At 69.4% G+C, this 21,528-nt stretch carries 26 protein-coding genes and 1 riboswitch; of the genes, 7 read left to right on the top strand and 19 right to left on the bottom strand.

Going from position 1 to position 21,528, the window contains the following annotated elements:
• Positions 1-6 precede the first annotated feature (6 nt).
• From UAA55_RS08790 to UAA55_RS08820, 8 genes are all read right to left on the bottom strand, one after another.
• Positions 7-357: an MbcA/ParS/Xre antitoxin family protein gene (locus tag UAA55_RS08790; RefSeq protein WP_322952309.1), complete on the bottom strand. Its 351-nt coding sequence runs from the start codon at positions 355-357 to the stop codon at positions 7-9.
• 71 nt (positions 358-428) lie between these two features.
• Positions 429-1,808, bottom strand: a complete 1,380-nt coding sequence (locus UAA55_RS08795; protein ID WP_322952310.1) for a serine hydrolase domain-containing protein — start codon at positions 1,806-1,808, stop codon at positions 429-431.
• A gap of 113 nt (positions 1,809-1,921) precedes the next feature.
• A complete protein-coding gene (locus tag UAA55_RS08800; RefSeq protein WP_322952311.1) occupies positions 1,922-2,059 on the bottom strand; it encodes a hypothetical protein in 138 nt (45 codons plus the stop codon).
• Positions 1,999-2,610: an AidA/PixA family protein gene (locus UAA55_RS31265; protein ID WP_416235173.1), complete on the bottom strand. Its 612-nt coding sequence runs from the start codon at positions 2,608-2,610 to the stop codon at positions 1,999-2,001. The genes UAA55_RS08800 and UAA55_RS31265 overlap by 61 nt, the downstream gene beginning before the upstream one ends.
• 28 nt (positions 2,611-2,638) lie before the next feature.
• On the bottom strand, positions 2,639-3,169 hold the full coding sequence (locus UAA55_RS08805; protein WP_322952312.1) for an inclusion body family protein: 531 nt from the start codon (positions 3,167-3,169) through the stop codon (positions 2,639-2,641).
• 322 nt (positions 3,170-3,491) lie between these two features.
• Positions 3,492-4,958, bottom strand: coding sequence for a catalase (locus UAA55_RS08810; protein ID WP_322952313.1), 1,467 nt, complete (start codon positions 4,956-4,958; stop codon positions 3,492-3,494).
• Between the two features lie 188 nt (positions 4,959-5,146).
• Positions 5,147-5,890, bottom strand: coding sequence for a 3-oxoacyl-ACP reductase family protein (locus UAA55_RS08815; protein WP_322952314.1), 744 nt, complete (start codon positions 5,888-5,890; stop codon positions 5,147-5,149).
• A gap of 95 nt (positions 5,891-5,985) precedes the next feature.
• A complete protein-coding gene (locus UAA55_RS08820; RefSeq protein ID WP_322952315.1) occupies positions 5,986-6,564 on the bottom strand; it encodes a TetR/AcrR family transcriptional regulator in 579 nt (192 codons plus the stop codon).
• A 324-nt stretch (positions 6,565-6,888) separates the two neighbouring features.
• On the opposite strand from UAA55_RS08820, the gene UAA55_RS08825 reads away from it, so the two are divergent.
• Positions 6,889-7,881, top strand: coding sequence for a LysR family transcriptional regulator (locus UAA55_RS08825; protein WP_322952316.1), 993 nt, complete (start codon positions 6,889-6,891; stop codon positions 7,879-7,881).
• Positions 7,882-7,999: 118 nt separating this feature from the next.
• Here the strand turns inward: UAA55_RS08825 and folB are convergent, their stop codons facing one another.
• Positions 8,000-8,365, bottom strand: a complete 366-nt coding sequence (gene folB / locus UAA55_RS08830; protein ID WP_322952317.1) for a dihydroneopterin aldolase — start codon at positions 8,363-8,365, stop codon at positions 8,000-8,002.
• A 222-nt stretch (positions 8,366-8,587) separates the two neighbouring features.
• On the opposite strand from folB, the gene UAA55_RS08835 reads away from it, so the two are divergent.
• Complete coding sequence (locus tag UAA55_RS08835; protein ID WP_322952318.1) at positions 8,588-9,694, top strand: threonine aldolase family protein; 1,107 nt, start codon at positions 8,588-8,590, stop codon at positions 9,692-9,694.
• Here UAA55_RS08835 and UAA55_RS08840 read toward each other — a convergent pair.
• The gene (locus UAA55_RS08840; RefSeq protein WP_322952319.1) at positions 9,691-10,299 is read right to left on the bottom strand and encodes a histidine phosphatase family protein; all 609 of its coding nucleotides are present in this window, start codon (positions 10,297-10,299) and stop codon (positions 9,691-9,693) included. The genes UAA55_RS08835 and UAA55_RS08840 overlap by 4 nt on opposite strands.
• 1 nt (position 10,300) lies before the next feature.
• A riboswitch (cobalamin riboswitch) is annotated at positions 10,301-10,466 on the top strand.
• 32 nt (positions 10,467-10,498) lie between these two features.
• Between UAA55_RS08840 and UAA55_RS08845 the strand changes: the two genes are divergently transcribed.
• The 3 genes from UAA55_RS08845 to UAA55_RS08855 all read left to right on the top strand — a co-directional run bounded on the left by UAA55_RS08845 (position 10,499) and on the right by UAA55_RS08855 (position 12,516).
• Entirely contained in the window at positions 10,499-10,717 is a 219-nt protein-coding gene (locus UAA55_RS08845) for a CbtB domain-containing protein (RefSeq protein WP_322952320.1), read from the top strand.
• Between the two features lie 21 nt (positions 10,718-10,738).
• Positions 10,739-11,569 carry a CbtA family protein gene (locus UAA55_RS08850; protein ID WP_322952321.1) on the top strand — a complete coding sequence of 277 codons (831 nt, stop codon included), beginning with the start codon at positions 10,739-10,741 and terminating at the stop codon, positions 11,567-11,569.
• A 92-nt stretch (positions 11,570-11,661) separates the two neighbouring features.
• Positions 11,662-12,516 carry an EamA family transporter gene (locus tag UAA55_RS08855; protein WP_322952322.1) on the top strand — a complete coding sequence of 285 codons (855 nt, stop codon included), beginning with the start codon at positions 11,662-11,664 and terminating at the stop codon, positions 12,514-12,516.
• Between the two features lie 6 nt (positions 12,517-12,522).
• Here the strand turns inward: UAA55_RS08855 and UAA55_RS08860 are convergent, their stop codons facing one another.
• From UAA55_RS08860 to cobA, 4 genes are all read right to left on the bottom strand, one after another.
• Positions 12,523-13,029 (bottom strand): RES family NAD+ phosphorylase, encoded by a 507-nt coding sequence (locus UAA55_RS08860; RefSeq protein WP_322952323.1) that lies wholly within the window; start codon positions 13,027-13,029, stop codon positions 12,523-12,525.
• Positions 13,026-13,502 carry a type II RES/Xre toxin-antitoxin system antitoxin gene (gene parS, locus UAA55_RS08865; protein ID WP_322952324.1) on the bottom strand — a complete coding sequence of 159 codons (477 nt, stop codon included), beginning with the start codon at positions 13,500-13,502 and terminating at the stop codon, positions 13,026-13,028. Before parS ends, UAA55_RS08860 begins: the two co-directional genes overlap by 4 nt.
• 64 nt (positions 13,503-13,566) lie before the next feature.
• Positions 13,567-14,898 (bottom strand): cobyrinate a,c-diamide synthase, encoded by a 1,332-nt coding sequence (locus UAA55_RS08870; protein ID WP_322952325.1) that lies wholly within the window; start codon positions 14,896-14,898, stop codon positions 13,567-13,569.
• Positions 14,891-15,679, bottom strand: coding sequence for a uroporphyrinogen-III C-methyltransferase (gene cobA, locus UAA55_RS08875; protein WP_322952326.1), 789 nt, complete (start codon positions 15,677-15,679; stop codon positions 14,891-14,893). The genes UAA55_RS08870 and cobA overlap by 8 nt, the downstream gene beginning before the upstream one ends.
• Here cobA and UAA55_RS08880 point away from each other — a divergent pair.
• Complete coding sequence (locus tag UAA55_RS08880; protein ID WP_322952327.1) at positions 15,678-16,829, top strand: cobalt-precorrin-5B (C(1))-methyltransferase; 1,152 nt, start codon at positions 15,678-15,680, stop codon at positions 16,827-16,829. The two genes, cobA and UAA55_RS08880, sit on opposite strands and share 2 nt — an antisense overlap.
• Here the strand turns inward: UAA55_RS08880 and cobM are convergent.
• From cobM to cbiE, 3 genes are read right to left on the bottom strand one after another with little or no spacing between them, the layout of a single operon-like run.
• Complete coding sequence (gene cobM, locus UAA55_RS08885; RefSeq protein ID WP_322952328.1) at positions 16,808-17,569, bottom strand: precorrin-4 C(11)-methyltransferase; 762 nt, start codon at positions 17,567-17,569, stop codon at positions 16,808-16,810. The two genes, UAA55_RS08880 and cobM, sit on opposite strands and share 22 nt — an antisense overlap.
• The gene (locus UAA55_RS08890) at positions 17,566-17,991 is read right to left on the bottom strand and encodes a cobalamin biosynthesis protein (RefSeq protein WP_322952329.1); all 426 of its coding nucleotides are present in this window, start codon (positions 17,989-17,991) and stop codon (positions 17,566-17,568) included. The genes cobM and UAA55_RS08890 overlap by 4 nt, the downstream gene beginning before the upstream one ends.
• The gene (cbiE, locus tag UAA55_RS08895) at positions 17,988-19,211 is read right to left on the bottom strand and encodes a precorrin-6y C5,15-methyltransferase (decarboxylating) subunit CbiE (RefSeq protein ID WP_322952330.1); all 1,224 of its coding nucleotides are present in this window, start codon (positions 19,209-19,211) and stop codon (positions 17,988-17,990) included. Before cbiE ends, UAA55_RS08890 begins: the two co-directional genes overlap by 4 nt.
• A gap of 29 nt (positions 19,212-19,240) precedes the next feature.
• Between cbiE and UAA55_RS08900 the strand changes: the two genes are divergently transcribed.
• Positions 19,241-19,984, top strand: a complete 744-nt coding sequence (locus tag UAA55_RS08900) for a cobalt-precorrin-6A reductase (RefSeq protein WP_322952331.1) — start codon at positions 19,241-19,243, stop codon at positions 19,982-19,984.
• On the opposite strand, the gene cobJ is transcribed toward UAA55_RS08900, so the two are convergent.
• Entirely contained in the window at positions 19,960-20,733 is a 774-nt protein-coding gene (gene cobJ, locus UAA55_RS08905; RefSeq protein WP_322952332.1) for a precorrin-3B C(17)-methyltransferase, read from the bottom strand. The two genes, UAA55_RS08900 and cobJ, sit on opposite strands and share 25 nt — an antisense overlap.
• Positions 20,730-21,524 carry a precorrin-2 C(20)-methyltransferase gene (locus UAA55_RS08910; protein WP_322952333.1) on the bottom strand — a complete coding sequence of 265 codons (795 nt, stop codon included), beginning with the start codon at positions 21,522-21,524 and terminating at the stop codon, positions 20,730-20,732. Before UAA55_RS08910 ends, cobJ begins: the two co-directional genes overlap by 4 nt.
• Between the last annotated feature and the right edge of the window lie 4 nt (positions 21,525-21,528).

Here is a 21,528-nt window from a genome sequence, read left to right on the forward strand (position 1 = left end):
CGGGGGCTAGGCGTGGATGCCGGCGTCGACGGCGTCGATATAGTCCAGCACATCGTCGGCCCGGCCGTCGCGCACCAACTGCATCGCCGTTTGACCGGCGAAGCCGGGCAGGGGTTCGGATCGATACCAGGCATAGGCGATCAGGGCCGAGCCGAAACGTGGCTCGACCTTGTTGATAACCTCCACCATTTCCCGCAGCCGCCGCTGGGTCTTGGCGGATCGCAGGCGATCTTTGCGCTGGATGGCGTCGCGGCCCAAGCCGGCTGACCGGGCGATCTCCTCGCTGGTGGTGCGCAGGCTGTCGGCGATCTTGGCCGGCGCGAACAGGCCGTGTTCCGCGTATTGGGTGAGTGACACGGCTGCTATCCTAATAGCCACCATATATGACGTAATATGGCGTCATTTCTTGCGGCGATCAAGATTGGCGGTTAGTCGACATAGACCAGGAACTGCTCATACCGCCCCGCGTCCGCCCGGGCGACGATGCGGACGCCGCGGCTGGCGTAGCGGGCCTGGTAGATCTCTTCGGTGAAGCCGCCGCGCAGGCGGCGGGCCATGGGCTTCAGGTCCGTCACGGCCCCCAACGGTCCCAAGGTCGCGGCATAGTCCGCCAGCGCCGCCGGGCTGAAATAGGCGGTGCCATTGGCCGTGAGGTGGGCGGCGTCGGCGTGGCCATGGGCCAGGCCCTCCAGGAAGGCGCGCGCGGTCGCGGTTTCCTCCGCGCTGGGTTGGGTCGCCAGCGGTAACAGGGCGCTGATCTTCTGGGCGATGCCGGCCGGGTCGCCATAGTCGCTGTTGACCAGCACGACGATGGCCATGCCCAGGTCCGGCCACACCCGATTCTCCGCCAGGAAGCCGGAGACCTCGCCGCCGTGGCGCAGCAGGCGGGCGGCGCCGTCGCTGGTGACGGTCAGGCCCAGGCCATAGCGCGCGTCCTGGCCGTTGTTCAGGCGCACGCTGGTCTCCATGGCCTTCCAGCTTTCCGGCTTCAGCAGCTTCCACTGCATCAGGGTGATGTCCCAGCGCGCCAGATCCCGGGGCGTCAGGGCCAGCTGGGCCGCGCCCACCAGCCAGCCGGGCGCCTCCTTGGGCGCGGGGCGCGGCTGGCCCAGGGCGTAGCGGGTGTAGCCGGCGGCGTCCTTGGGTCCCAGCGGGCCCTGGTCGATGTCGGCGGCATCCAGGCCCAGGGGCTTCAGCACCCGGCTGGTGAGGAAGGTGAAGAAGGGCTGGCCCGACACCTTTTCCACGATGCGCGCGGCGATGGTGAAGCCGGTGTTGGAATACTGCCAGGCCTCGCCCGGCTGGAAATCCAGCGGCACCCGGGCCCAGCGGTCGAAGATGCCGTCGGTCGTGACGGGCTTTTCCATCATGGCCGGGACGTAGTCCTGCGGCCAGAAATCGCGATAGCCGGCGGTATGGCTCAGCACCTGACGGATGGTGATGCGGCTTCCGTCGGTCAGGTTGGGAATGAACTTGCCCACCGTGTCGTCCAGCGACAGCGCGCCGTCCTCCACCAGCAGCATCACCGCGGCGGCCGTGAACTGCTTGGAGACGGAGCCGATGGCGAAGCGCTGGGCCGGCGTCGCCGTCACCGCCGGTTCACGCCGCGCTTGGCCGTAGGCGTGGACGTAGGCGATGGCCCCGTCGCGCACCACGGCGATGGAGGCGCCCGGCGTGCCGCTGTCCGCCAGCGCTTGGGTCACCACCACGTCGATCTTCGCGGTCACATCGGGGGCGAGGTCCGCGCCGTGGCCAACCCCGGACATAAGAAGGCCGCCTATGAGCAGGGTGGCGAGCAGGGTGCGCATGAAGGTCCCGAAGGCTGGGGAGTGGGAGGCCATCCTGCCATTGCTGGCTGCTTTGGGAAACCGGCCTGCAGCGTGACAAGGCATCGCCCGGCGGTGAGATACCGGATGCGATCTCACAGAACCGTCAATGTCGCATTCCACTGGAAATACCCCAGCAGCGCGGGCTGCCCGTCGTCCGTATCCGTGGTGGTCAGGTAGAAGCAAATCTTGATGGGGGTGACGCCGGCATGCTCCACAGGCGTTTCCAGCACGTAGATGCTGGATGGAATCGAGGTGAAGGTGGGGGGGCGGTATTGACGCAGTCTCTCAGAAGGGGCTGCGGCATTTCCTGGGTTATGATGCGCGCAACGATGGGGCCAAGCCGGCCGGAACCCTTCCCTTTGCCAGTCCCGGCCTGCTCCAACGCGTAGATGATGACGCTTTGCCCGGTATTGCCGGACAAGGATAGTCCTTGCCAGCGCAGCACGGACTGGCGTCTGAGGGCCAGACGCAGGTCGGCTGAAGCCAAGCCGGCCCGTGCCTGGGTTGGTGGGGCGATCAGAAAGCAATGGTCGCTCATGACCAATGTGGGGCTGGTGGCGTCCTGACTGGGGAGGGGTGAGGCTGCCAGCACGCTGGCGGTATCGACAATGAAGCCGAGGCTGATGGTGCTGATCATGGGTGGGCGCTCCCTTCCGAACCCGGCTCGTTCCTCATCAAGGAATTGAACTTTGTCCGATCCGTTTTCGGGGCGATTCATCGTCGGGGTGGTCCATGAAGATAGGCCCGCGCGGCCTTTTCCGCGCGGGCCCGGGGCGGACATCCCCAACAAAAAGCCTAGGGCATGGCGTTTACGCCACGGTGATGGTCGGATCCCAGTAGAAGTAGCCGACCAGCTGGGGCTGACCAGTGCTGGGGTTGGGTTGGGTCACGTAGAAGTAGACCTGATAGTTCTCGGTGCCATGGTTGATGACCGTGGTCTGTAAGTAATAGTCCAGATCAGTCACCGTGGTGAAGGTGGGCGGGTTGGTGTTCTTCCCATCGACCAGCGTGGGCTTCGGCTCATAAGGGTTGGATTCGATGGCGGTGATGGTGCCGGTGACCTGGGTGCCGGAGAACTGGCGGATGTCGTACAGCACGACCGACTGGTCGCTGTTGCCGGACAGCGATAGCGACCGCCAACGGATGGTGTCGTTGACCAGGGCGTTGATGTTCAGGTCGCCCGTGGCCTGCCCGCTCCGCACAAAGGCGCTCTGGGCAATCATATATGAAAAGTTGTGGGCGATGCCGGTGGGGGCGTTGGCGTTCTTGCTGGGATTGGGATAGGTCGACAGCAGGGTGACCGTGTCGATGACGATCTCGATATCGATAAATTTGCTCATGTCACGTCTCCTCGGGATGGGTTGCCCTCCTTCATTAAATTGACATTAATTTATGTTTTGCACGCAAAAGGAGAGCAACGCACAAATACCATCACGGTCTAGGTGCCGCAATCTTTAAGCGGGATAATTGGTGGTAACTCTACTAAAGAGAGAAAATTCCTGCGCTGTTGCCAGGCTCTTATGGCGAAGGGCCTGGATCGCCGGCTGCAAAAAAGGGCGGCCCCCGTCCATGCCGGTGAGACCGCCCCTTGAGCTTTTGCCCACGTTATCGTACGGGCGGGAAGGCGCCCTGGTGCTCGGAAATAAATCGCGCCGGTATCGGTCAGCGCGCGGTGGCCACCGCCAAGGCGCGCAGGGCCAGAGCCACGCCCTCGCCGTAGGCCGGGTCGGCCTTGGTGCAGTTGGCGATATGGCGTTCCTGGATCGCCACCTCCGCCCCGCTCAAGGACCGGGCGGTATTCTCGAACAGCAGCTTCTGCTGTGCCGGATTCATCTTGCGGAACAGGATGCCCGGCTGCTCCCAATGGTCGTCGTCCACGCGATGGTCCCAATGGGTGGCGGTCCCTTCCAGCGGCAGGGGCGGCTCGGCGAAGTCGGGGTGGTCCGACCACTCCCCGTAGCTGTTGGGGTAGTAGTGCAGCGTCGCGCCCTCGTTTCCGTCGGTGCGCATGGCGCCGTCACGGTGATAGCTGTGGAACGGGCACTTGGGCGCGTTCACCGGGATGTGGTTGAAGTTCACGCCCAGGCGATAGCGCTGCGCGTCGCCATAGGAGAACAGACGGGCCTGCAGCATCTTGTCGGGGGAGAAGCCGATACCGGGCACGACGTTGGCGGGGGAGAAGGCCGCTTGCTCCACCTCGGCGAAGACGTTGTCCGGGTTGCGGTTCAACTCCATCACCCCGACCTCGATCAAGGGGAAGTCCGCCTTTGGCCAGGTCTTGGTCAGGTCGAAGGGATTATGCTTGTGCGCCTTGGCCTGGGCCTCTGTCATGACCTGGATGGACAGGGTCCAGCGCGGGAAATCACCGGCCTCGATGGCGCCGAACAGGTCGCGCTGGTGGCTTTCGCGGTCCTTGCCGATGACGGCCTCGGACTCCGCGTCCGTCAGGTTTTCGATGCCCTGTTGGCAGGTGAAGTGGAACTTCACCCAGTGCCGTTCGTTGGCGGCGTTGATCAGGCTGAAGGTGTGGCTGCCGAAGCCGTGCATGTGGCGATAGCTGCGGGGAATGCCGCGGTCGCTCATGACGATGGTGACCTGGTGCAGCGCTTCGGGCAGCAGGGTCCAGAAATCCCAGTTGTTGTTGGCGCTGCGCATGCCGGTGCGCGGGTCGCGCTTCACGGCGTGGTTCAGGTCGGGGAAGCGCAAGGGATCGCGGAAGAAGAAAACGGGCGTGTTGTTGCCCACGATGTCCCAGTTGCCTTCCTCGGTATAGAACTTGACGGCGAAGCCGCGGATGTCGCGTTCCGCGTCCGCCGCCCCGCGCTCACCGGCCACGGTGGAGAAGCGGACGAACAGGGGTGTTTGCTTGCCCACTTCGGAGAAGATCTTCGCCTTGGTGTAGCGGCCGATATCCCGGGTGACGGTGAAGGTGCCATGGGCGCCGGACCCCTTGGCGTGCATGCGCCGCTCGGGAATGACCTCGCGGTCGAAGTGGGCCAGCTTTTCGATCAGCCAGATGTCCTGAAGCAGGGCTGGGCCGCGCGGGCCGGCGGTCTGGATGTTCACGTTGTCCACCACCGGCGCGCCGGTGGCATGCGTCATGTGGGGCTTGGACGGGGTGTCGGACATGGGGTGCGGGCTCCATGAAGGCGTGGGGGAGGCTCCGGGGTAAGGCGCCCGGGGCTCTCGCATCGGATTGGGCCCGTAAGCGGGGGCGGGTTTCATTGACAACCCGCCCTGCCCTTGTTGCGCCGGCCGCATCACCCCGTGCCTGATCCGTCGGGTTGCGGGTGATACGGGACCTCATGCCGCCGGCATCATGCCGTGTAGCCGCCGTCGATGGTCAGGCAGGCGCCGGTGATGAAGCCCGCCTCCGATCCCGCCAGGTAGGCCACCAGGCTGGCGACCTCGCTGTCCTGGCCCAGGCGGCCGATGGGCATCAGCGTCATCAGGCGGGTCAGCACGGCCGGATCGGTGGGCACCATGTCCGTGGCGGTGGGGCCGGGCTGGACGGCGTTCACGGTGATGCCCCGGCGGGCCAGGTCGACGGCCATGCCGCGCGTCATGGCGGCCACCGCCCCCTTGGTCATGCTGTAGACCGAGGCGCCGGGGAAAGCGGTGCGATCGGCGGCCACGCTGCCGGTGGTGATGACGCGGCCACCCTCGCCCATGTGGGGCAGGGCTGCCTGCACCGCCACGAAGACGGCGCGGACGTTGACCGCCACCATGCGGTCAAAGGTCTCCAGCGGGTAATCGTCGACCAGGCCGTGGGTCAGCAGGCCGGCGTTGTTGACCAGGATGTCCAGCCGGCCCTGCAGCTGTGCCACCTCATCCACCGTCTGGCGCAGGGCGACCACGTCGGCGCTGTCGGCGCGGATGGCCAGGGCCCGGCCACCCGTGGCCTTGATCTCATCCACCAGGGCCCCGGCCGGCGCCTCGGACGAGGCATAGGTGAAGGCCACGGTGGCGCCGTCGCCGGCCAGGCGGCGGACGATGGCGGCGCCAATGCCGCGGGAGCCGCCAGTGACCAAGGCGGTCTTGCCGCTGAAGGGTAGGGTCATGGTGTCATCTCCAGTATCGTTACAGATGTAACAGTCTAAAATCAGGTGATCGAAATCCCCCGCGGGCCGGGCGGCGCCTCAAGGGGGAAAGGGGGTCACTTCAGGCTTCTCAGTGCCAGGCGGGCCACGCTCCGCAGGATCTCGGCGCCGGTGCCAGCTCGCGCGGACACCTTCAGCCCGGCCAGGGTGGCGCCGAGGAAGGCGGCGGCTGTCGGAATGTCGGTGTGGGCGTCCATCTCGCCGGCGGCTTGGGCGGCGGTCAGCTGACGCTCCAAGGCGTGGGCCAGGGTGTGGGCGGCAGCGTCACCCATGGCGGCGATCTCCGCGTCCGCCCGGCCGAACTCGCAAATGGCGCTGACGCCCAGGCAACTGGGGTGGGCCGATGCCACCGCCTTGGCGATGAAGGCCATGAAGGCGGACTCCACCCCCGTCAGCGGCGTGGGCGCCGCCGTCATCGCGCTGATGAAGTCGGCCACGTTGTCCTCGTTATATCGGCGCAGGGCGGCAAGGTAGAGCTGCCGCTTGTCGCCGAAGGTATCGTACAGGCTCTGCCGGCTGATCCTCATGGCGCGTAGCAAGGCCTCGGTCGAGGTGCCCTCGAAGCCGTGCTGGGAGAAAAGGGCGATGGCCGCGGCCATCGCCACCTCGCCGTCGAATTCCTTGGGTCTAGCCATGGCCCTTAGATGGGAATTCCAGATCGATCTGTCCAGAACTATTCGACAAAAATCCGCATGAATCTTCTAAACCACTGGATGTGAAGCGATATTGGCCGCCGCAAAAAGTGCCGGCCTGCAACATTTAACAAGGCTTAACGCCAAATCGGTGCAGGTCCGGACAATAGTGGTGCGGTTGACGCACATACACTGCAAGGCGAATGGGGGCTGAACCGCCGCCTGGTTGGGGTCCGTTTCCGGACCTCTGGCATCCCCCCGTGATCACCAGACCTGAGGCCTGCGGTTTCCCAACCGCCGACCCAGAACAGCGATGAGGGACGCGAGATGTCAGACGTTGCGATGAAATACTTCTACGCCACCGCCATCCATGGGTCGATGCGGGCGGCCAGCCAGAAGATGAACGTGGCGGTGTCCTCCGTCAGCCGGCAGATCGCCCAGCTGGAGGCGGCCATGGGCATGCCCTTGTTGGAGACCGGCCGCCGGTCGGTCAAGCTCACCACCGCCGGTCAGATGGTGTTCGATTACTATCAGGCGCAGATGGCCGACCGCGAGGCCTTCGCCGCCCGGCTCGAGGCGCTGCGCGGCATGCGCATGGGCGCGGTGGAACTGGCGGTGGGTGAGGGCTGCACCGTCCAGGCCATGCAGGGCGTGCTGGAGACCTTCCAAAGCCGCTATCCCGGCGTGGAACTGGCGCTGCATACCGTTTCCACCGCCGAGCTCGTGCGTATGGTGGTGGATGACGAAGTGCACATCGCCATCGGCGCCCAGATTCCCAGCGATCCCAAGGTGCGGGTCCGCACCTCGGCCCGCCAGCCGCTGATGGTGGTCAGCCGCCCGGACCATGCCGTGGCCAAGCGCGGCGCCGTGACCCTGCAGGATCTGTCGGGCCACGACCTCTGCCTGTCACCGCGCGATACCCGCATCCGCCAGCTGCTGTCGGCGGCGGAGATGCGTCACCAGGTTTGGCTGCGCGCCACCATCACCACCAATTCCGTCCACACCATGCGGGAAATGGTGCTGAGCGGCCGCGCCGCCACCATCCTGCCCCGCGCCGCGGTGCTGGCCGACCTGGAGGATGGCTGCCTGGTGGCAACGCCGCTGTGCGATGTCGAGGCCGACACCACCACGGTCGACCTGGTGACCCGTCTGGGTCGGCAGCTGCCCCATGCCGCCACGCTGGCCCTGTCGCTGCTGGAACAGCAGGTGCATCGCTGGGGGCAATGCGGCGGCTACCAGGCGGGCACCTCCGTCGCCGCTCCCATGGCGGCGGTCCATGGCCGGCCTGAGCGCCGCGTGGGTCTTGAGGCCGTCGCCTGAGCCTGGCGCGTCAGGTTTTGACGAAGGGGGACGGGCCGGTGGTCCGCCACCCCCGCCTTCCCGGAAAAACGCGCTTTGCCAGGCATGCCGGCCTGCTGGCGCCTGGCCTTCAGGGACGCTATGACCGGACCCGCCGGATGCGCACCGACACGCCGTCGATGATGGCGGGGACGGGCGCGGATGGCTTGTCCACCTGCACCGTGATGGTGTCGATGCGCGGAAACTCCTCCAGCAGGGTGCCGGCCACCGCCTCCGCCACCGCTTCGATGGTCATGAAGCGGCGGGCGGTGGCGACGCGGGTGGTGGCCGCCGTCAACTTGGCATAGCAGACACTCAAGTCCCAGTCGTCGGCCTTGCCCGCCACCGACAGATCCAGCGTGCAATCCAGCGAGATGTAGAAGCGCTGACCCAGCTTGGCCTCTTCCGCCGTCAGGCCGTGATGGGCGTATATCGCGATGCGGTGGACCAGGATGTGATCGGTCATGGGGCGGTGTCCTCTCAAGGCCGGAGGGCCGGGCACAGGCTGCCCTTTCCCGGGGATGCTGTCACCCCGTTCCGTCACGCCTTGTCCGGCCGGCGCTGTGGCATAAATGTGGGCGCGTTATTTTGGCCGTTGCGCCGGAGAGGGCGGCGTCGCAGGGTGGCGCCCTCCGGCCCCTGGTGGCCGTCCGCGGTTGGCCCTCAAGTGAAGCCGGATCGTACGCTCATGCCTGCCGCCCCCGCCGGGAATCTCGCCGCCCATCGCCTGCGTTTGCGCCTGGGCTGTCCCGTCATTTTCCCCGGCTTCCGCATCCTGACCCCGGCGGAGGAGTTCCGGGCCGCGGCCGACTGGTGCGACGCCAACGGCATCACCCATGACCAGTACGGCCAGGGCGATCTGCTGGCGGCGTTCGAAGGCACGGTGGCGGGCCTGCTGGGCAAGGAGGCGGCGGCCTTCATGCCCAGCGGCGTCATGGCCCAGCTGATCGCCATGCGGCTGTGGACGGAGGTCAGCGGGGTGTCTCGCTTCGGCATGCCCCACACCTCCCACCTCGCCCTGCATGAGGAAGAGGCCTACCAGGCCCTGTTCAATTTCCACGGCGTGCCCGTGGGCGACCGCCGCCGGCCCATCCTGGCCCGCGACCTGGTGGCCGTGGCCCAGCCGCTGGCCTGCCTGCTGGTGGAACTGCCCCTGCGCGAAATCGGCGGCCAGCTGCCGGATTGGGACGAACTGCAGGCCCTGAAGGATTTGGCGCGGTCCCGCCAGCTGCCGCTGCACATGGACGGTGCCCGACTGTGGGAAAGCCGCGCCTATTACGGCCGCAGCTATGCCGAGATCGCCGCCGGCTTCGCCTCCGTCTACGTCTCGGTCTACAAGGGCATCGGCGGCATCGCCGGGGCGGTGCTGGCCGGCGACATCGACTTCATCGCCAACGCCCGGCTATGGCAGCGGCGCCTGGGCGGCATCCTGGTGCGGCAAAGCCCCATGGTGGCCACCGCCGCCATGCGGTTCGAAACGCGGCTGGGCCAGATGGACGCCTGCTACCGTCGCGCGCTGGAACTGGCGGCGGACTTGGCCGGTATCCCCGGCATCCGCCTGAACCCCGCCGTGCCGCAGACCAACATGCTGCACATCTTCTTCGACCGCCCGGCGGCGGCGGTGGCGGAGACCCGCGACGCCATCGCCAGCGGCGACGGCATCTGGGTGGCCGGGGAAATCCGCCCCGCCGACGTGCCGGGGTGGAGCGTGACGGAGCTGTATGTCGGCGACACCCTGCTGGACCTGGACAACGCCCAGGTGCTGCCTTATTTCGCCCGGCTGGCCGGTGCCTAACGGTATTCCCGCACGTCGACCCCGGTGGCGCGCACGGCCCAGCGCCGGTGCCAGCGCAGGTCGGTCAGCGACAGCGGCGCGATGTCCAGCCGCCAGAAGGCCTGTAGCGGCGCCTCCAGCACCAACACCACCGCCATGCGGATGACCGCCGCGTGGGTGACGGCCAGCGTGTGCCCTTCCGCCACGGCGTGTTCCAGCCATTGCGCCACCCGTGCCCGCAGTTGCGCCAGCGACTCAGCCCCATGCGGGCGGGCCTCCGGGTCCGTCAGCCAGGCGCCCACCGCTTCCGCCTCGTTGGCGGACAGGTCGGCCAGACTGTGGCCCCGCCAGGCACCCACGTCCAGGTCGGCCAAGGCCGTGTCCTCTTGCGCCTCCACACCCAGGAGGCCGGCCAACGCGTCCGCCGTCTGCCGGGCGCGGACTTCCGGCCCTGTCCACAGGCGGTCGACCTTGCGCAAGGCCCTTACCTCCGCCAGCAGGGCGGCCTGGATCAGGCCGGCGTCCTCCGCCGCCTCATCCGTCCCGGGAAAGACGGCGTCGCGCTGGGACCGGGTGGGGGCGTGGGCCAGCAGGGTCAGGCGGCCAATGACATTGGGGGCTGTCATCGAGATAGTCCTTGAATGCGGTACGGCCCCTCCCTACCATCCACGGATCACCCGCGCATGGGGGAAGCCGGTGCAAGTCCGGCACGGTCGCGCCACTGTAACCGAACGCCTGGGCCTTTCCAGGGTCGTGCGGAAGCCAGACCCCCCGTCGCATCAGACAGACCGCATACGGGACGCGTATTCCCAGGGAGCGTTTTCTATGGCCCACGCCACCACCCATTCCGGTACCCCCGCCGTCACCCTGCCCGTGATCTCGGCCGCCGAGCTGCTGCCCTGGGCCCTGTTCGGCGGGCTGCTGCTGGTGCTGATGGTCTATTTCGTGGGGGCGGAGCAAGGTGCCACCTCCCTGATCCAGGGCCGTGAGGTGCATGAGTTCGTGCACGACGCCCGCCACCTGCTGGGCTTCCCCTGCCACTGAGGCGGGCGGACCCATCCCATCATGGTTGGAATTTATCTCGCCCGCGGGATGCTGGTCGGCATCCTGGCGGGTTTGCTTGCCTTTGGCGTGGCCACGCTGATCGGTGAGCCGTCGGTGGAACGTGCCATCGCTTTCGAGGCGGCCCATGGCCAGTCGACCGGGGGGCATGAGCATCATGACGCGGTCGCCACGCCTGACGCCGCTGAGGCCGCGCATAGCCACCGTCATCATGGCGCCGAGGCGGCGGATGAGGAGGAAGAGCTGTTCAGCCGTGGCACGCAAAGCGGCTGGGGCCTGCTGACGGGCCTGCTGGTCTATGGCGCCGCCGTGGGCGGCATGTTCGCCTTGGCCTACGCCTACGCCCAGGGACGCATGGGGGCCCTGGGGCCGCGCGGCCTGGCCGCCGTCCTGGCCCTGCTGGGCTTCCTGGCCATCGTGCTGGTGCCGGGTTTCAAGTACCCGGCCAACCCGCCAGCCGTGGGCGACGCGGACACCATCCAGCAGCGCACCGCCTTTTATTTCATGCTGCTGGTCCTGTCCCTGGCGGCCATGGCGGCGGCTGTGGGCATGGCCCGCCGGTTGACCGCCCGCTGGGGTGTCTGGAACGCCGCCCTCGCCGGCGGCGCCCTGTTCCTGGCGGTCATGGCTTTGGCCGGTGTCGCCCTGCCCGAGGTGAACGAGGTGCCGGAGACCTTCCCCGCTCAGCTGCTGTGGCGCTTCCGCATCGCCTCCTGGGGCATCCACGCCACCCTGTGGGCGGCGTTGGGGCTGGGCTTTGGCTGGCTCTGCGAACGGGCGCAAGGGCGGGATGCCCAGGCCGTGCGCCGGGGTGACCGGCCGGCGTTGTTCTGAGCCGCGCTGGGCAGCCATACGGGGGCCGGCCGGTGACAGCGGGGTGCGGCACCCCGTAAGAATGGGCGTCCCTCACCAGGATCGCCGCGCCCATGTCCGTCGCCGTCTTCGCCATCGTCCTGTTCGCGGCCCTGCTGCACGCCAGCTGGAACGCCCTGGTGAAGGGGGCGGGGGATAAGCTGATGGCGGCCATCCTGGTGGCGGGTGGCGCCGCATTCATCGCCATCGTGACGCTGCCCTTCCTGCCGCCGCCGGCGGCGGCCAGCTGGCCCTATCTGGTAACGTCCAGCATCCTACAGGTGCTTTACCTGACGCTGGTCGCGCGCGCGTACCACGTGGCGGACATGAGCCAGACCTATCCCCTGATGCGGGGGACGGCGCCCTTGCTGGTGGCGCTCGCCAGCGGGCTGTGGCTGCATGAGGCGCTGTCCGCCCACGCCCTGTTGGGGGTGGGGGTGATCTGCGCCGGCGTTCTCAGCATGGCGTGGATGGGGCGGCGGGGCGGGCCGGACCTGACAGGCGGCGGCGCCACCGGCACCCGCCTGGCCTTGCTGACCGCCATGGTGATCGCCGGCTACACCTTGGTCGATGGCCATGGCGTGCGCCTATCGGGGGCGCCGGCCTCCTACGTGCTGTGGGGCGTGCTGCTCAATGGCCTGCCGCTGGTCGCCTGGGCGTTGCTGGCGCGGCGCCGGCTCTTCCTGCAGCATGTGGCCCGCCAATGGCCGCGTGGCCTGGTGGGCGGGGCCGGCACCCTGGTGTCCTACGGGCTGGCGCTCTGGGCCATGACCGTCGCCCCCGTGGCCGTCATCGCCGCCTTGCGCGAAAGCTCCATCCTGTTCGGCACCGCCATCGCCGGCCTGGTGCTGAAGGAAAAGGTCGGTCCCCGTCGCGTGGCCGCCGCCTGCCTCATCGCCGTCGGGGCGATGGTGTTGCGGTTGGCGTGAGCGCTGTCATCCGGGCGGATGCGGGCGCGGGTCCAGGGCGAAGCGTTCCTGCAGGCGCCGCCTGTAGCCGTCGGCGGCCAAGCCAGCGAACACCAAATTCCAGCTGCGGCGGGAGACGACGCTGGGCACGACGATGACCTTGTGACGGGCCAGCAGCTCATCGCCATAGCGCTGCTGGCCGGCGCTGGGAATGCCGGGAACCAGCCAGTCGGGGTTTGGAACGGTATTGGGCATGACGACGTGTATTGACGACGGGTCCGCCATGATCACGGCCGTCAGCACATGGGGCACCAGGTCCAGGGCCCGGAAGCCCTTGTGCACCGCGACCTCCAGAATGGCCGTGGCCGGATCTAGAGCGCAATAAACGGCGCGCACGCCCCGGCTGTTCCAGCGCCCGCCGACCTGGAAGGCGCCCTCGCCGCTGTCCCAGGTCTGGGCGTGCTTGGCCTGGTCCAGGCGCCATGCGACGAGAGAGCCGGCCTCGCCGCCGAGGACGGGAGGCAGGGGTGTCACGCGTAGACGCCGTATTCCAGCCGCGTCAGGAAATCCTCGACGATGTCCAGGCCCGCCGGGGTGGACAGCAGGTCTATGGGCCGGCGCTGCTCCAGCCCCATGGCAGGCTGTTCCAGCCAGCGTTCGGCATCCGCCTGGTTGCCCAATGCGGCGCTGGCGCGGGCCAGGATTTCCGCGAACTTCCACGCCCGGCCGCTTTGCTCCTGGCTCAGTGGCTTGGCTGGGGTCTCTCGGCGTCGCTGAAAGGTGCGCAGGCTGATGCCCATGGCCTTTTCCAGGGACGGCGTGCGTCCCAGCACCTGCAGGCTGTCCACCAGATGGTTCAGCGCTGGTCCCGGCAACCCTTCGGCCAGCATCTCGTGCGCCTCCAGCGGGCTACGCACCATCCGCTTCAGCACATGGGGACCGCCCAGCAGATCCGTCACCCGGCGCAGGCGCGTGCCCTCCAGGTCACTATCCATCAATGCGACCATGGCGCCCTCACGTCATCTGTCGTTTCGACGATGACATTTGTCGCGGTGGCGTTCAAGGGCGGACCTAGCCTTCCCGCGCGATCAAATGCAGGAAAGACCCCGCCACGCTGCCCCGCAGGCTGCCCAGGGGGCCCAGGTCGGTGCCGTCGGCGGCCTCGGCGGCCAGCAGGGGGGCGTCGGTGCCGGCGACCAGGACGCTGGCGTAGTGGAACTCGTGGCCGCGGAAGCGGCTGCCGGCGGAGCCCAGGGCCATGTCGGCCAGGGTCGTGATCCGGCGATAGCCCAGGTGCAGCTTGCGCTTGGCGAAGCTGGTCTGGACGGACAGCAGGCCCAACATCTCATGCGCTTGACCCTCGGCATCCACCAGGACTTCGCCCAGGGTCATGTAACCGCCGCATTCGCCGAAGATGGCGGCACCCTGCGCGGCCAGGGCGCGCATCCCGGCCTTGAAGGTCCGCGCGGCCGACAGCCGCCCGGCGTGCAGCTCGGGATAGCCGCCGGGCAAGACCACCGCGTCAGCGCCGGCGTCGGGCGCCTGGTCGGCCAAGGGGGAGAAGGGCAGCACCTCCGCCCCCGCCGACCGCCAGCCGGCCAGCACATGCGGATAGACGAAGCTGAAGGCCGCGTCGCTGGCCAGGGCGATGCGCTGGCCCGGGGGCGGTAGGGCCGGAGCGGCACCGGTGATAACCGGGGTGTAGGGCACGGCCAAGGCCGCCAGGCGGTCCAGATCGACATGGCTTTCCACCCAGGCGCCCAGGGTGGCCAACCGCTCGGCCAGGGCATCGGTCTCGGATGCCTGCACCAGGCCCAGATGCCGTTCCGGCAGGGCATGTCCGGGGGTGCGGGGCAGGGCGCCCAGCACCGGAATGCCCAAGGCGTCGATGGCGCCCTCTATCAGGCTGCGGTGGCGGGGGCTGGCGATGTTGTTCAGCACCACGCCGGCCAGGCGCACGTCATCGCGATAGGTGGCGAAGCCCTTCACCAGGGCCGCCATCGACTGCGACGCCCCGCGCCCGTCCACCACCAGCACCACGGGCCAGCCGGTGCGGGCCGCGATGTCGGCCGTGGCGCCGTTGCCCCAGGCGCCCACCCGGCCCACACCGTCGAACAGGCCCATCAGGGCCTCGCAGATCAGCAGCTCACCCTCGGCGGCGGCTTGGGCGGCCAAGCCATCGAACAGGGCCGGTGCCATGGCCCAGCTGTCCAGGTTCAGGCTGGGGTGGCCACAGGCGGCGGCGTGGAAGGCCGGATCGATGTAGTCCGGCCCCGACTTGGCGGCGCGCACGTCCAGCCCCCGGGCGCGAAAGGCCGCCAACAGACCCAGGGTCAGGGTGGTCTTGCCGGAACCCGAGGCGGGTGAGGCGATGATGAGGCCCGGGGCAATGCGCTCAGTCATGGGATGTCACCCCCAGCCAACTAAGGGTGGCGTGCAGCTCGGCGATGGCGCCGATGACGATGATGGCGGGCGGCGCCAGGCCGCTGTCGGCCAAGTCCTGGGCACACGTGGCCAGAGTGCTGGTCATCACCTTCTGGCGCGGGGTGGTGGCGTCGCAGATGACGGCGACGGCGGTTTGGGACTCCAAGCCGCCCGCCATCAGGGCGGCGGCGATGCCGCCCAGGCCTCGCCACGCCATGTACAGGATCAAGGGGGCCTTGGTGGCGGCCAAGGCCGCCCAATCCGGCGCGTCCCCCGCCGACTGGCCGGTCACCAGGATGACGGCCTGGTTGGCGGTGCGGTGGGTGGCCGGAATGCCGGCGTAGGCGGGGCCCGCCAGGCCGGCGGTGATGCCCGGCACCACGCGGAAGGGCAGACCAGCGGCCACCAGGGCCAGCGCCTCCTCACCCCCTCGGCCGAAGACGAAGGGGTCGCCCGCCTTCAGCCGCAGGACGCGCAGGCCTTGCCGTCCCAGTTCCACCAGGCGCAGGCTGATGTCCTCCTGCGCCGGCGATGGGCGGCCGCCGCGCTTGCCGGCGAATTCCTTCACGGCGGCAGGGTTGGCCAGATCCAGGATACGCTGGTCCACCAGCGCGTCGTAGACGATATGGTCCGCCTGGCGTAGAGCATGCAGGGCCAGCAGCGTCAGCAGGCCCGGGTCGCCCGGTCCGGCACCCACCAGCCAGACGCTGCCGGGCTGGAAGTCGGGAAAGGCCAAGGTCGGTAGGGTCAGGTCAGTCATGGACGTGGACGGCGATATCGATGCGAAGGGGGCGGAAGGGACGGACGGGCGCGCATTGCGCCCCGGCTGGACCACCGGTGCCTGCGCCACGGCGGCGGCGGCGGCGGCCACGGCGGCCCTTTTCGGCGGTGACTTTCCGGATCCGGTGACCATCACCCTGCCTGGTGGGCAGCATCCGGCATTCGCCTTGGCCGTCACCAGTCGTGGCGACGGCTGGGCCGAGGCGGGGGTGATCAAGGATGCGGGTGACGATCCCGACGTGACCCATGGCGCCCTGGTGCGGGCCCGCGTCATGCCCGGGGCGGCCGGCAGTGGCATCACCTTCCGTGCCGGTCCCGGTGTCGGCACCGTGACCCTGCCCGGCCTGCCGCTGCCGGTCGGTGAGCCCGCGATCAATCCCGTGCCCCGCGCCATGATGCGCGAGGCGGTGACCGCCGCGGCGCAGGCCGCGGGCCGGGTGGCCGACCTGGTGGTGGAAATCGGCATCGACAACGGCGAGGTGCTGGCCCGTCGCACCATGAACGGGCGCCTGGGCATTATCGGCGGCCTGTCGGTGCTGGGCACCACCGGCATCGTCGTGCCCTATTCCTGCGGCGCCTGGATCGCCAGCATCCATCGCGGCGTGGATGTGGCGCGGGCCGCCGGCCTGCCCCACGTCGCCGCCTGCACCGGCCGCACGTCGGAGGCGGCGGTGACCCGCCACTACGGCCTGCCGGAACAGGCGCTGCTGGACATGGGCGATTTCGCCGGCGGCACGCTGAAATACCTGCGCCGCCATCCCGTGCCACACCTGACCATCGCCGGCGGCTTCGCCAAGCTGGGCAAGCTGGCCCAGGGCCTGATGGATTTGCATTCCAAGCGTCACGCGGTGGATCTGGACTGGCTGGCCGGCGTGTTGGCCGACTTGGGCGCCACGCCCGATCTGGTGGCCAAAGCGCGCGGCGCCAACACGGCGCTTGAGGTGCTGCAGCTGGCCGATGCCGCCGGCCTGGCCGTGGCGGACCGGGTGGCGGAGATGGCCCGCGGCGTGGCGCTGCGGGTGCTGGAGGGCGCGCCCATCACCGTCGACGTGATCGTCATCGACCGTCAGGGCGGTATCATCGGGCAGGCCGGTAGGGTAGGCCAGACTCACTCCCCCCTCCCGCGATAGCGGCGCTGATAGCCGGCGTCGTAAAGCGCGCTGGCGCGAAAATCCTCCGTCCCCAGCGTCTTGCCCACCAGGATCAGGGCCGTGCGCTCGATGGGGTTGGCGGTCACTTGGGCGCCAATGTCCGCTAGGGTACCCCGCAACACGCGCTCTTCGGGCCAGGAGGCGCGATAGACCACCGCCGCCGGGCAGTCCGCGCCGTACAGCGGCGTCAGGCGTGCCACCACCTCATCGATGACGTGGATGGACAGGTGGATGGCCAGCGTGGCGCCGGAGGCGCCCAACACTTCCAGCGTCTCGTTGGCGGGCATGGCCGACGCCCGGCCGCTGGTGCGGGTGATGACCAGGGTCTGGCTGACCTCCGGCAGGGTCAGTTCGCGGCCCAGGGCGGCGGCGGCGGCGGCGAAGGCCGGCACGCCGGGCGTGATGGTGTAGGGGATGCCCAGGTCCTTCAGCGCCCTCAACTGTTCGCCCAGGGCGCTGTAGACCGACAGGTCGCCGGAATGCAGGCGGGCGATGTCCTGGCCGGCGGCGTGCGCCGCCTGGAACTCGGTCACGATTTCCGCCAGCGACAGCGGGGCGGTATCGACGATGCGGGCATCCGCGGGGGCATGCGCCAGCACGGCGGCAGGGACCAGCGACCCGGCATAAAGGCAGACGGGACAACGGGCGATCAGGTCGCGGCCGCGCAGGGTGAGCAGGTCGGGCGCGCCGGGGCCGGCGCCGATGAAATGCACGGTCATGGGAGGATGCCTTCGGAACAGGCTACGGCGCAGGTGCTGGACGGTCCCTGAATGCGGGCCAGGATCAGGCGGGCGTTCGGATTCTGCGGGGCGCCGCAGGCGACCAGGGCCGCCGCCTCCGCCACCGGGGGCAGGCCGTGGCCAGGGGCGGCACTGGGGGTGAGCGTGGTCACGGTTTGCAAGGCGATCGGGTCCAGGCCCGTCAGCGGCACTTTCAGCGCAATCGCTGCCTGGAGCAGCGCCGGCTCCGCCACCTTGCCGGCCAAGGTGCAGAGGACCAGGCCCTCTGGCGGCGTGGTCCAGTCCAGGCGCTTGAACGCCTGGGCCAGGAGATCTTGGATCTCGGCAGCGCTGACATCTTGGCGGCAGCCGATGCCGATGGCCCAGGGCGCTGGAAGACGGGGGACGGGACGGGCGGTCATAGTGGCTTCTCTACCCGCCATAGCGTGACCGGCATCAAGGGTCGCCAGCCCCGGAAACTCCCTAGGGGCACAGCGCGCTCCACCGATAGCCGCGTCAATGACCCGCCCAGCGCGGTGTGCCATTGGGAAAGTGCGGCCTCCGTCTCCAGGGTCACGGCCGTGGCGACCAGCCGGCCACCCGGGCGCAGGGCTCGCCAGCAGGCCTCCACCACGCCGGCACCCGTCAGGCCGCCACCGATGAAGACGGCATCCGGCTGGGGCAGGTCCGCCAGCGCGTCTGGGGCGGCGCCCTCGCGAAAGTCCAGGTTGGGCACGCCGAAGGTCAGTGCGTTGGCGTGGATGGCGGCCATGCGGTCGGCCCTGTCCTCCACCGCCACGGCGCGGTTGGCCGGGTCGGCCAGCAGCCATTCGATGGCGATGGAGCCGGAGCCGGCGCCCACGTCCCACAGCATCTCCCCGCGCCCGGGGGCCAGGTGCGACAGGGCCACGGCACGCACCTCGCGCTTGGTGATCTTGCCGTCGTGCTGGAACCAGTCGTCGGGCAGTCCCGGGCTGCGCGGCAGCACCCTGGCACCGGGCGTCACGGCGCAGGTCAGGGCGATGGTGTTCAGGTCCAGGACGTCGCCATCCGGCCAGGCCTCGGCGGCGGCGACGCTGATGCGCTCGCGCGGGCCGCCCATGGCCTCCAGCACCGTGAGCGTGCTGGGGCCGAAGCCGCGCTCGCGCAGCAGCACCGCCAGCTTGGCCGGCGTGGTGCCGTCCCAGCTCAACAGCAGCAGGCGGGCCCCGGGGAACAGGTGGGGGATCACGGCCTCCAGCGGGCGGCCGTGCAGCGACAGGCAGGCGACATCCTGCAGGCCCCAGCCCAGGCGGGCGGCCGCCAGGGTGAAGGCGCCGGGCGCTGGGAACACCCGCGTCTCCGCCGGCGGCACCAGGCGGGCGAGCGTGGCGCCGATGCCGAACCACTGCGGATCGCCGCTGGCCAACACCGTCACCGCCTGGCCGCGCCGGGCCAGCAGGGTGGGGAAGGCGTCGCCGAGCGGGCTGGGCCAGGCCAGGCGCTCCTGCCCTGCCGTCTCCCGCACCAGGCCCAGGTGCCGGGCGCCGCCCACCAGCAGGCTGGCGCCGGTTACGGCGGCGCGGGCGGCAGGGGACAGGTCGTCCCAGCCATCCTCACCGATGCCGACGATGGTCAGCCAGGGGGCGCCGGTGCTAGTCATGGCCGGCACACGGCATGAGGGGTTGGGCGATGCGGGTATTGGTCCTGGGCGGCACGACGGAGGCGCGACAGCTGGCGGCCCTGCTGGCGGATGACACCCGCTTCCAGGCCACGCTGTCGCTGGCCGGCCGCACCCGTGATCCGGCACCCCAGCCGCTGCCCACCCGTGTGGGCGGCTTTGGCGGCGCCGAGGGCTTGGCGGATCACTTGCGGGCCGACGACATCCGGGCCGTCATCGATGCCACCCATCCCTTCGCCGACCGGATCAGCGCCAACGCCGAGGCGGCCTGCGCCGCCGCCGGCGTGCCCCTGGCGGTGTTGACCCGCCGCCCCTGGATGGCCGAAGCGGGCGACGACTGGCGCCTGGTGCTGACCATGGACGCGGCGGCCAAGGCGCTTTCCGGCCTGCCCGATACCATCTTCCTGACCGTGGGCCGGCAGGAGCTGGGACCCTTCCTGGCCCTGGACCGCCGTTTCCTGGTGCGGGCGGTGGATCCGCCGGACGCCTTGCCGATCGGTGCCGTCCTGGTTTTGGACCGTGGCCCCTACACGCTGGACAGAGAAATGGCGCTGATGCGCGCCCACGGCGTCGGCACCCTGGTCACCAAGAACAGCGGCGGCGACGCCACGGCGGCCAAGCTGGATGCGGCGCGCGCCTTGGGCCTGACCGTGGTCATGGTCGATCGGCCACCGGCCGGGACCGCACCCCGGCTCTACACCGCGCCCGACGCTGTCGCCTGGCTGGCCGCTCACGTGCCCTCCGCCATCGCATAGGTTCGCGGCGTGTAGACCCAGACGTCGCCGCCCTTACGCGGCAGCAGCCGGGTCTGGCTGGATCCGATCAGCACCAGGGTGCGCATATCGGCCGTGGCCGGGTCGCAGTCGGCCAGGGTGGTGACGGTCACGTCCTCGTCATGCCGGCCCACGGCGCGGGCCAGCACCACGGGGGTGGCCGCGTCCTTCATGGTGCGCAGGGTGTCCAGCGCGGCACCAAGCTGCCACGGCCGGGCCTTGGAGATGGGGTTGTACAGGGCGATGACGAAGTCGGCTTCCGCCGCCAGGCGCAGGCGCTTCAGCACCACGTCCCAGGGCTTCAGGTTGTCCGACAGGGACAGCACGCAGAAATCATGGCCCAGCGGCGCGCCCACCCGCGCGGCGGCCGCCAGCATGGCGGAGACGCCGGGGCACACCCTTACCGGCACCTCGGCCCAGGCGGGGTCGTCCCCGGACTCCAGCGCCTCGAACAGGGCCGACGCCATGGCGAAGACGCCGGGATCACCGCCCGACACCAGGGCCACCTTGCGGCCCGACACCGCCAGATCCAGCGCCAGCCGGGCGCGCGACAGCTCCACCCGGTTGTCGGAGCCGTGGCGGCGGTGGAAGCTCTGCGGGATGCGGTCGAGATAGGGGCCATAGCCCACCAGGTCGGTGGCGCCGGCCAGCACGTCCGCCACCTCCGGCGTCAGCCAGCGGTCGGGGCCGGGGCCCAAACCCACGACGGTCAGCGAACCGAAGGCGTTCATTCCGCCACCTCGGACTTGGCCGTCTGGGGGGCGGTCAGCACGTCGCCGCGCTTGCCCTGGCCTGGGATCAGAATCATGGCGAAGTAAGGGGCGACGTCGGGCGCCTCGGCCAGGGGGTGCACCCGCTGGGTCTCGGTCGTGCCGCGCTCCACATACCAGGCGCGGCCGGTCAGGCCCAGGCTTTCGATCACCCGGCGCACCTTGGGCAGGTTGCCACCCAGCTTCATGACGGTGGCGGCATCGGCGCGGCTGAGGGCAGCGGCCAGCTCCACCTCGCCCAGCGTGCCGGGGATGACCGACAGCACGTCGTCGCGGATGGTCAGGGGAATGGGCAGCTGCGCCGCACAGCCCAGGATGGAGGGCACGCCCGGCACCACCTCCACCCGGAAGCGGTGCGCCAGGCGCAGATGCAGGTGCATGTAGGACCCATAAAAGAACGGGTCGCCCTCGTTCAGCACCGCCACGGACCTGCCGGCGGCCAGCAAGGCCGCCAGCCGCTCCGCCTGCTCATCGAAGAAGCCCTCGATGGCGGCGGCGTAAGCGGGGCTGTCCGGCGGCAGCTCGGTGGTGACGGGATAGACCATGGGCACCTCCTCATGGGTGCCATCCAGATAAGCCGCCGCGATGCGCCGGGCCTGGCCCGGGCCGCCACGCTTGGCGAAATAGGCCACCACGGGGCAGGCGCGCAGCAGGCGCACCGCCTTCAGCGTCATCAGCTCGGGGTCACCAGGGCCGGTGCCGATGCCGTAGAGGGTGCCGGGCGCCAAAGTGCTGGAAGCGATGTCGGTCATGGCG

Origin of the sequence: Nitrospirillum guanabarense, from assembly GCF_034653355.1 — a bacterium.
Taxonomy (GTDB): domain Bacteria; phylum Pseudomonadota; class Alphaproteobacteria; order Azospirillales; family Azospirillaceae; genus Nitrospirillum.

Excerpts from the sequence above, each read along its gene's own strand:
- UAA55_RS08795 (WP_322952310.1), bottom strand. The coding sequence starts at position 1,808 with ATGCGCACCCTGCTCGCCACCCTGCTCATAGGCGGCCTTCTTATGTCC.
- UAA55_RS08870 (WP_322952325.1), bottom strand. The coding sequence starts at position 14,898 with ATGACTGAGCGCATTGCCCCGGGCCTCATCATCGCCTCACCCGCCTCG.
- cbiE (WP_322952330.1), bottom strand. The coding sequence starts at position 19,211 with ATGACTAGCACCGGCGCCCCCTGGCTGACCATCGTCGGCATCGGTGAG.
- UAA55_RS08900 (WP_322952331.1), top strand. The coding sequence starts at position 19,241 with ATGCGGGTATTGGTCCTGGGCGGCACGACGGAGGCGCGACAGCTGGCG.
- UAA55_RS08910 (WP_322952333.1), bottom strand. The coding sequence starts at position 21,524 with ATGACCGACATCGCTTCCAGCACTTTGGCGCCCGGCACCCTCTACGGC.
- UAA55_RS31265 (WP_416235173.1), bottom strand. The coding sequence starts at position 2,610 with ATGTCCGCCCCGGGCCCGCGCGGAAAAGGCCGCGCGGGCCTATCTTCA.
- UAA55_RS08850 (WP_322952321.1), top strand. The coding sequence starts at position 10,739 with ATGGTTGGAATTTATCTCGCCCGCGGGATGCTGGTCGGCATCCTGGCG.
- UAA55_RS08845 (WP_322952320.1), top strand. The coding sequence starts at position 10,499 with ATGGCCCACGCCACCACCCATTCCGGTACCCCCGCCGTCACCCTGCCC.
- UAA55_RS08815 (WP_322952314.1), bottom strand. The coding sequence starts at position 5,890 with ATGACCCTACCCTTCAGCGGCAAGACCGCCTTGGTCACTGGCGGCTCC.
- folB (WP_322952317.1), bottom strand. The coding sequence starts at position 8,365 with ATGACCGATCACATCCTGGTCCACCGCATCGCGATATACGCCCATCAC.
- cobM (WP_322952328.1), bottom strand. The coding sequence starts at position 17,569 with ATGACCGTGCATTTCATCGGCGCCGGCCCCGGCGCGCCCGACCTGCTC.
- cobJ (WP_322952332.1), bottom strand. The coding sequence starts at position 20,733 with ATGAACGCCTTCGGTTCGCTGACCGTCGTGGGTTTGGGCCCCGGCCCC.
- UAA55_RS08835 (WP_322952318.1), top strand. The coding sequence starts at position 8,588 with ATGCCTGCCGCCCCCGCCGGGAATCTCGCCGCCCATCGCCTGCGTTTG.
- UAA55_RS08890 (WP_322952329.1), bottom strand. The coding sequence starts at position 17,991 with ATGACCGCCCGTCCCGTCCCCCGTCTTCCAGCGCCCTGGGCCATCGGC.
- cobA (WP_322952326.1), bottom strand. The coding sequence starts at position 15,679 with ATGACTGACCTGACCCTACCGACCTTGGCCTTTCCCGACTTCCAGCCC.
- UAA55_RS08840 (WP_322952319.1), bottom strand. The coding sequence starts at position 10,299 with ATGACAGCCCCCAATGTCATTGGCCGCCTGACCCTGCTGGCCCACGCC.
- UAA55_RS08855 (WP_322952322.1), top strand. The coding sequence starts at position 11,662 with ATGTCCGTCGCCGTCTTCGCCATCGTCCTGTTCGCGGCCCTGCTGCAC.
- UAA55_RS08805 (WP_322952312.1), bottom strand. The coding sequence starts at position 3,169 with ATGAGCAAATTTATCGATATCGAGATCGTCATCGACACGGTCACCCTG.
- UAA55_RS08825 (WP_322952316.1), top strand. The coding sequence starts at position 6,889 with ATGTCAGACGTTGCGATGAAATACTTCTACGCCACCGCCATCCATGGG.
- parS (WP_322952324.1), bottom strand. The coding sequence starts at position 13,502 with ATGGTCGCATTGATGGATAGTGACCTGGAGGGCACGCGCCTGCGCCGG.
- UAA55_RS08880 (WP_322952327.1), top strand. The coding sequence starts at position 15,678 with ATGGACGTGGACGGCGATATCGATGCGAAGGGGGCGGAAGGGACGGAC.
- UAA55_RS08810 (WP_322952313.1), bottom strand. The coding sequence starts at position 4,958 with ATGTCCGACACCCCGTCCAAGCCCCACATGACGCATGCCACCGGCGCG.
- UAA55_RS08820 (WP_322952315.1), bottom strand. The coding sequence starts at position 6,564 with ATGGCTAGACCCAAGGAATTCGACGGCGAGGTGGCGATGGCCGCGGCC.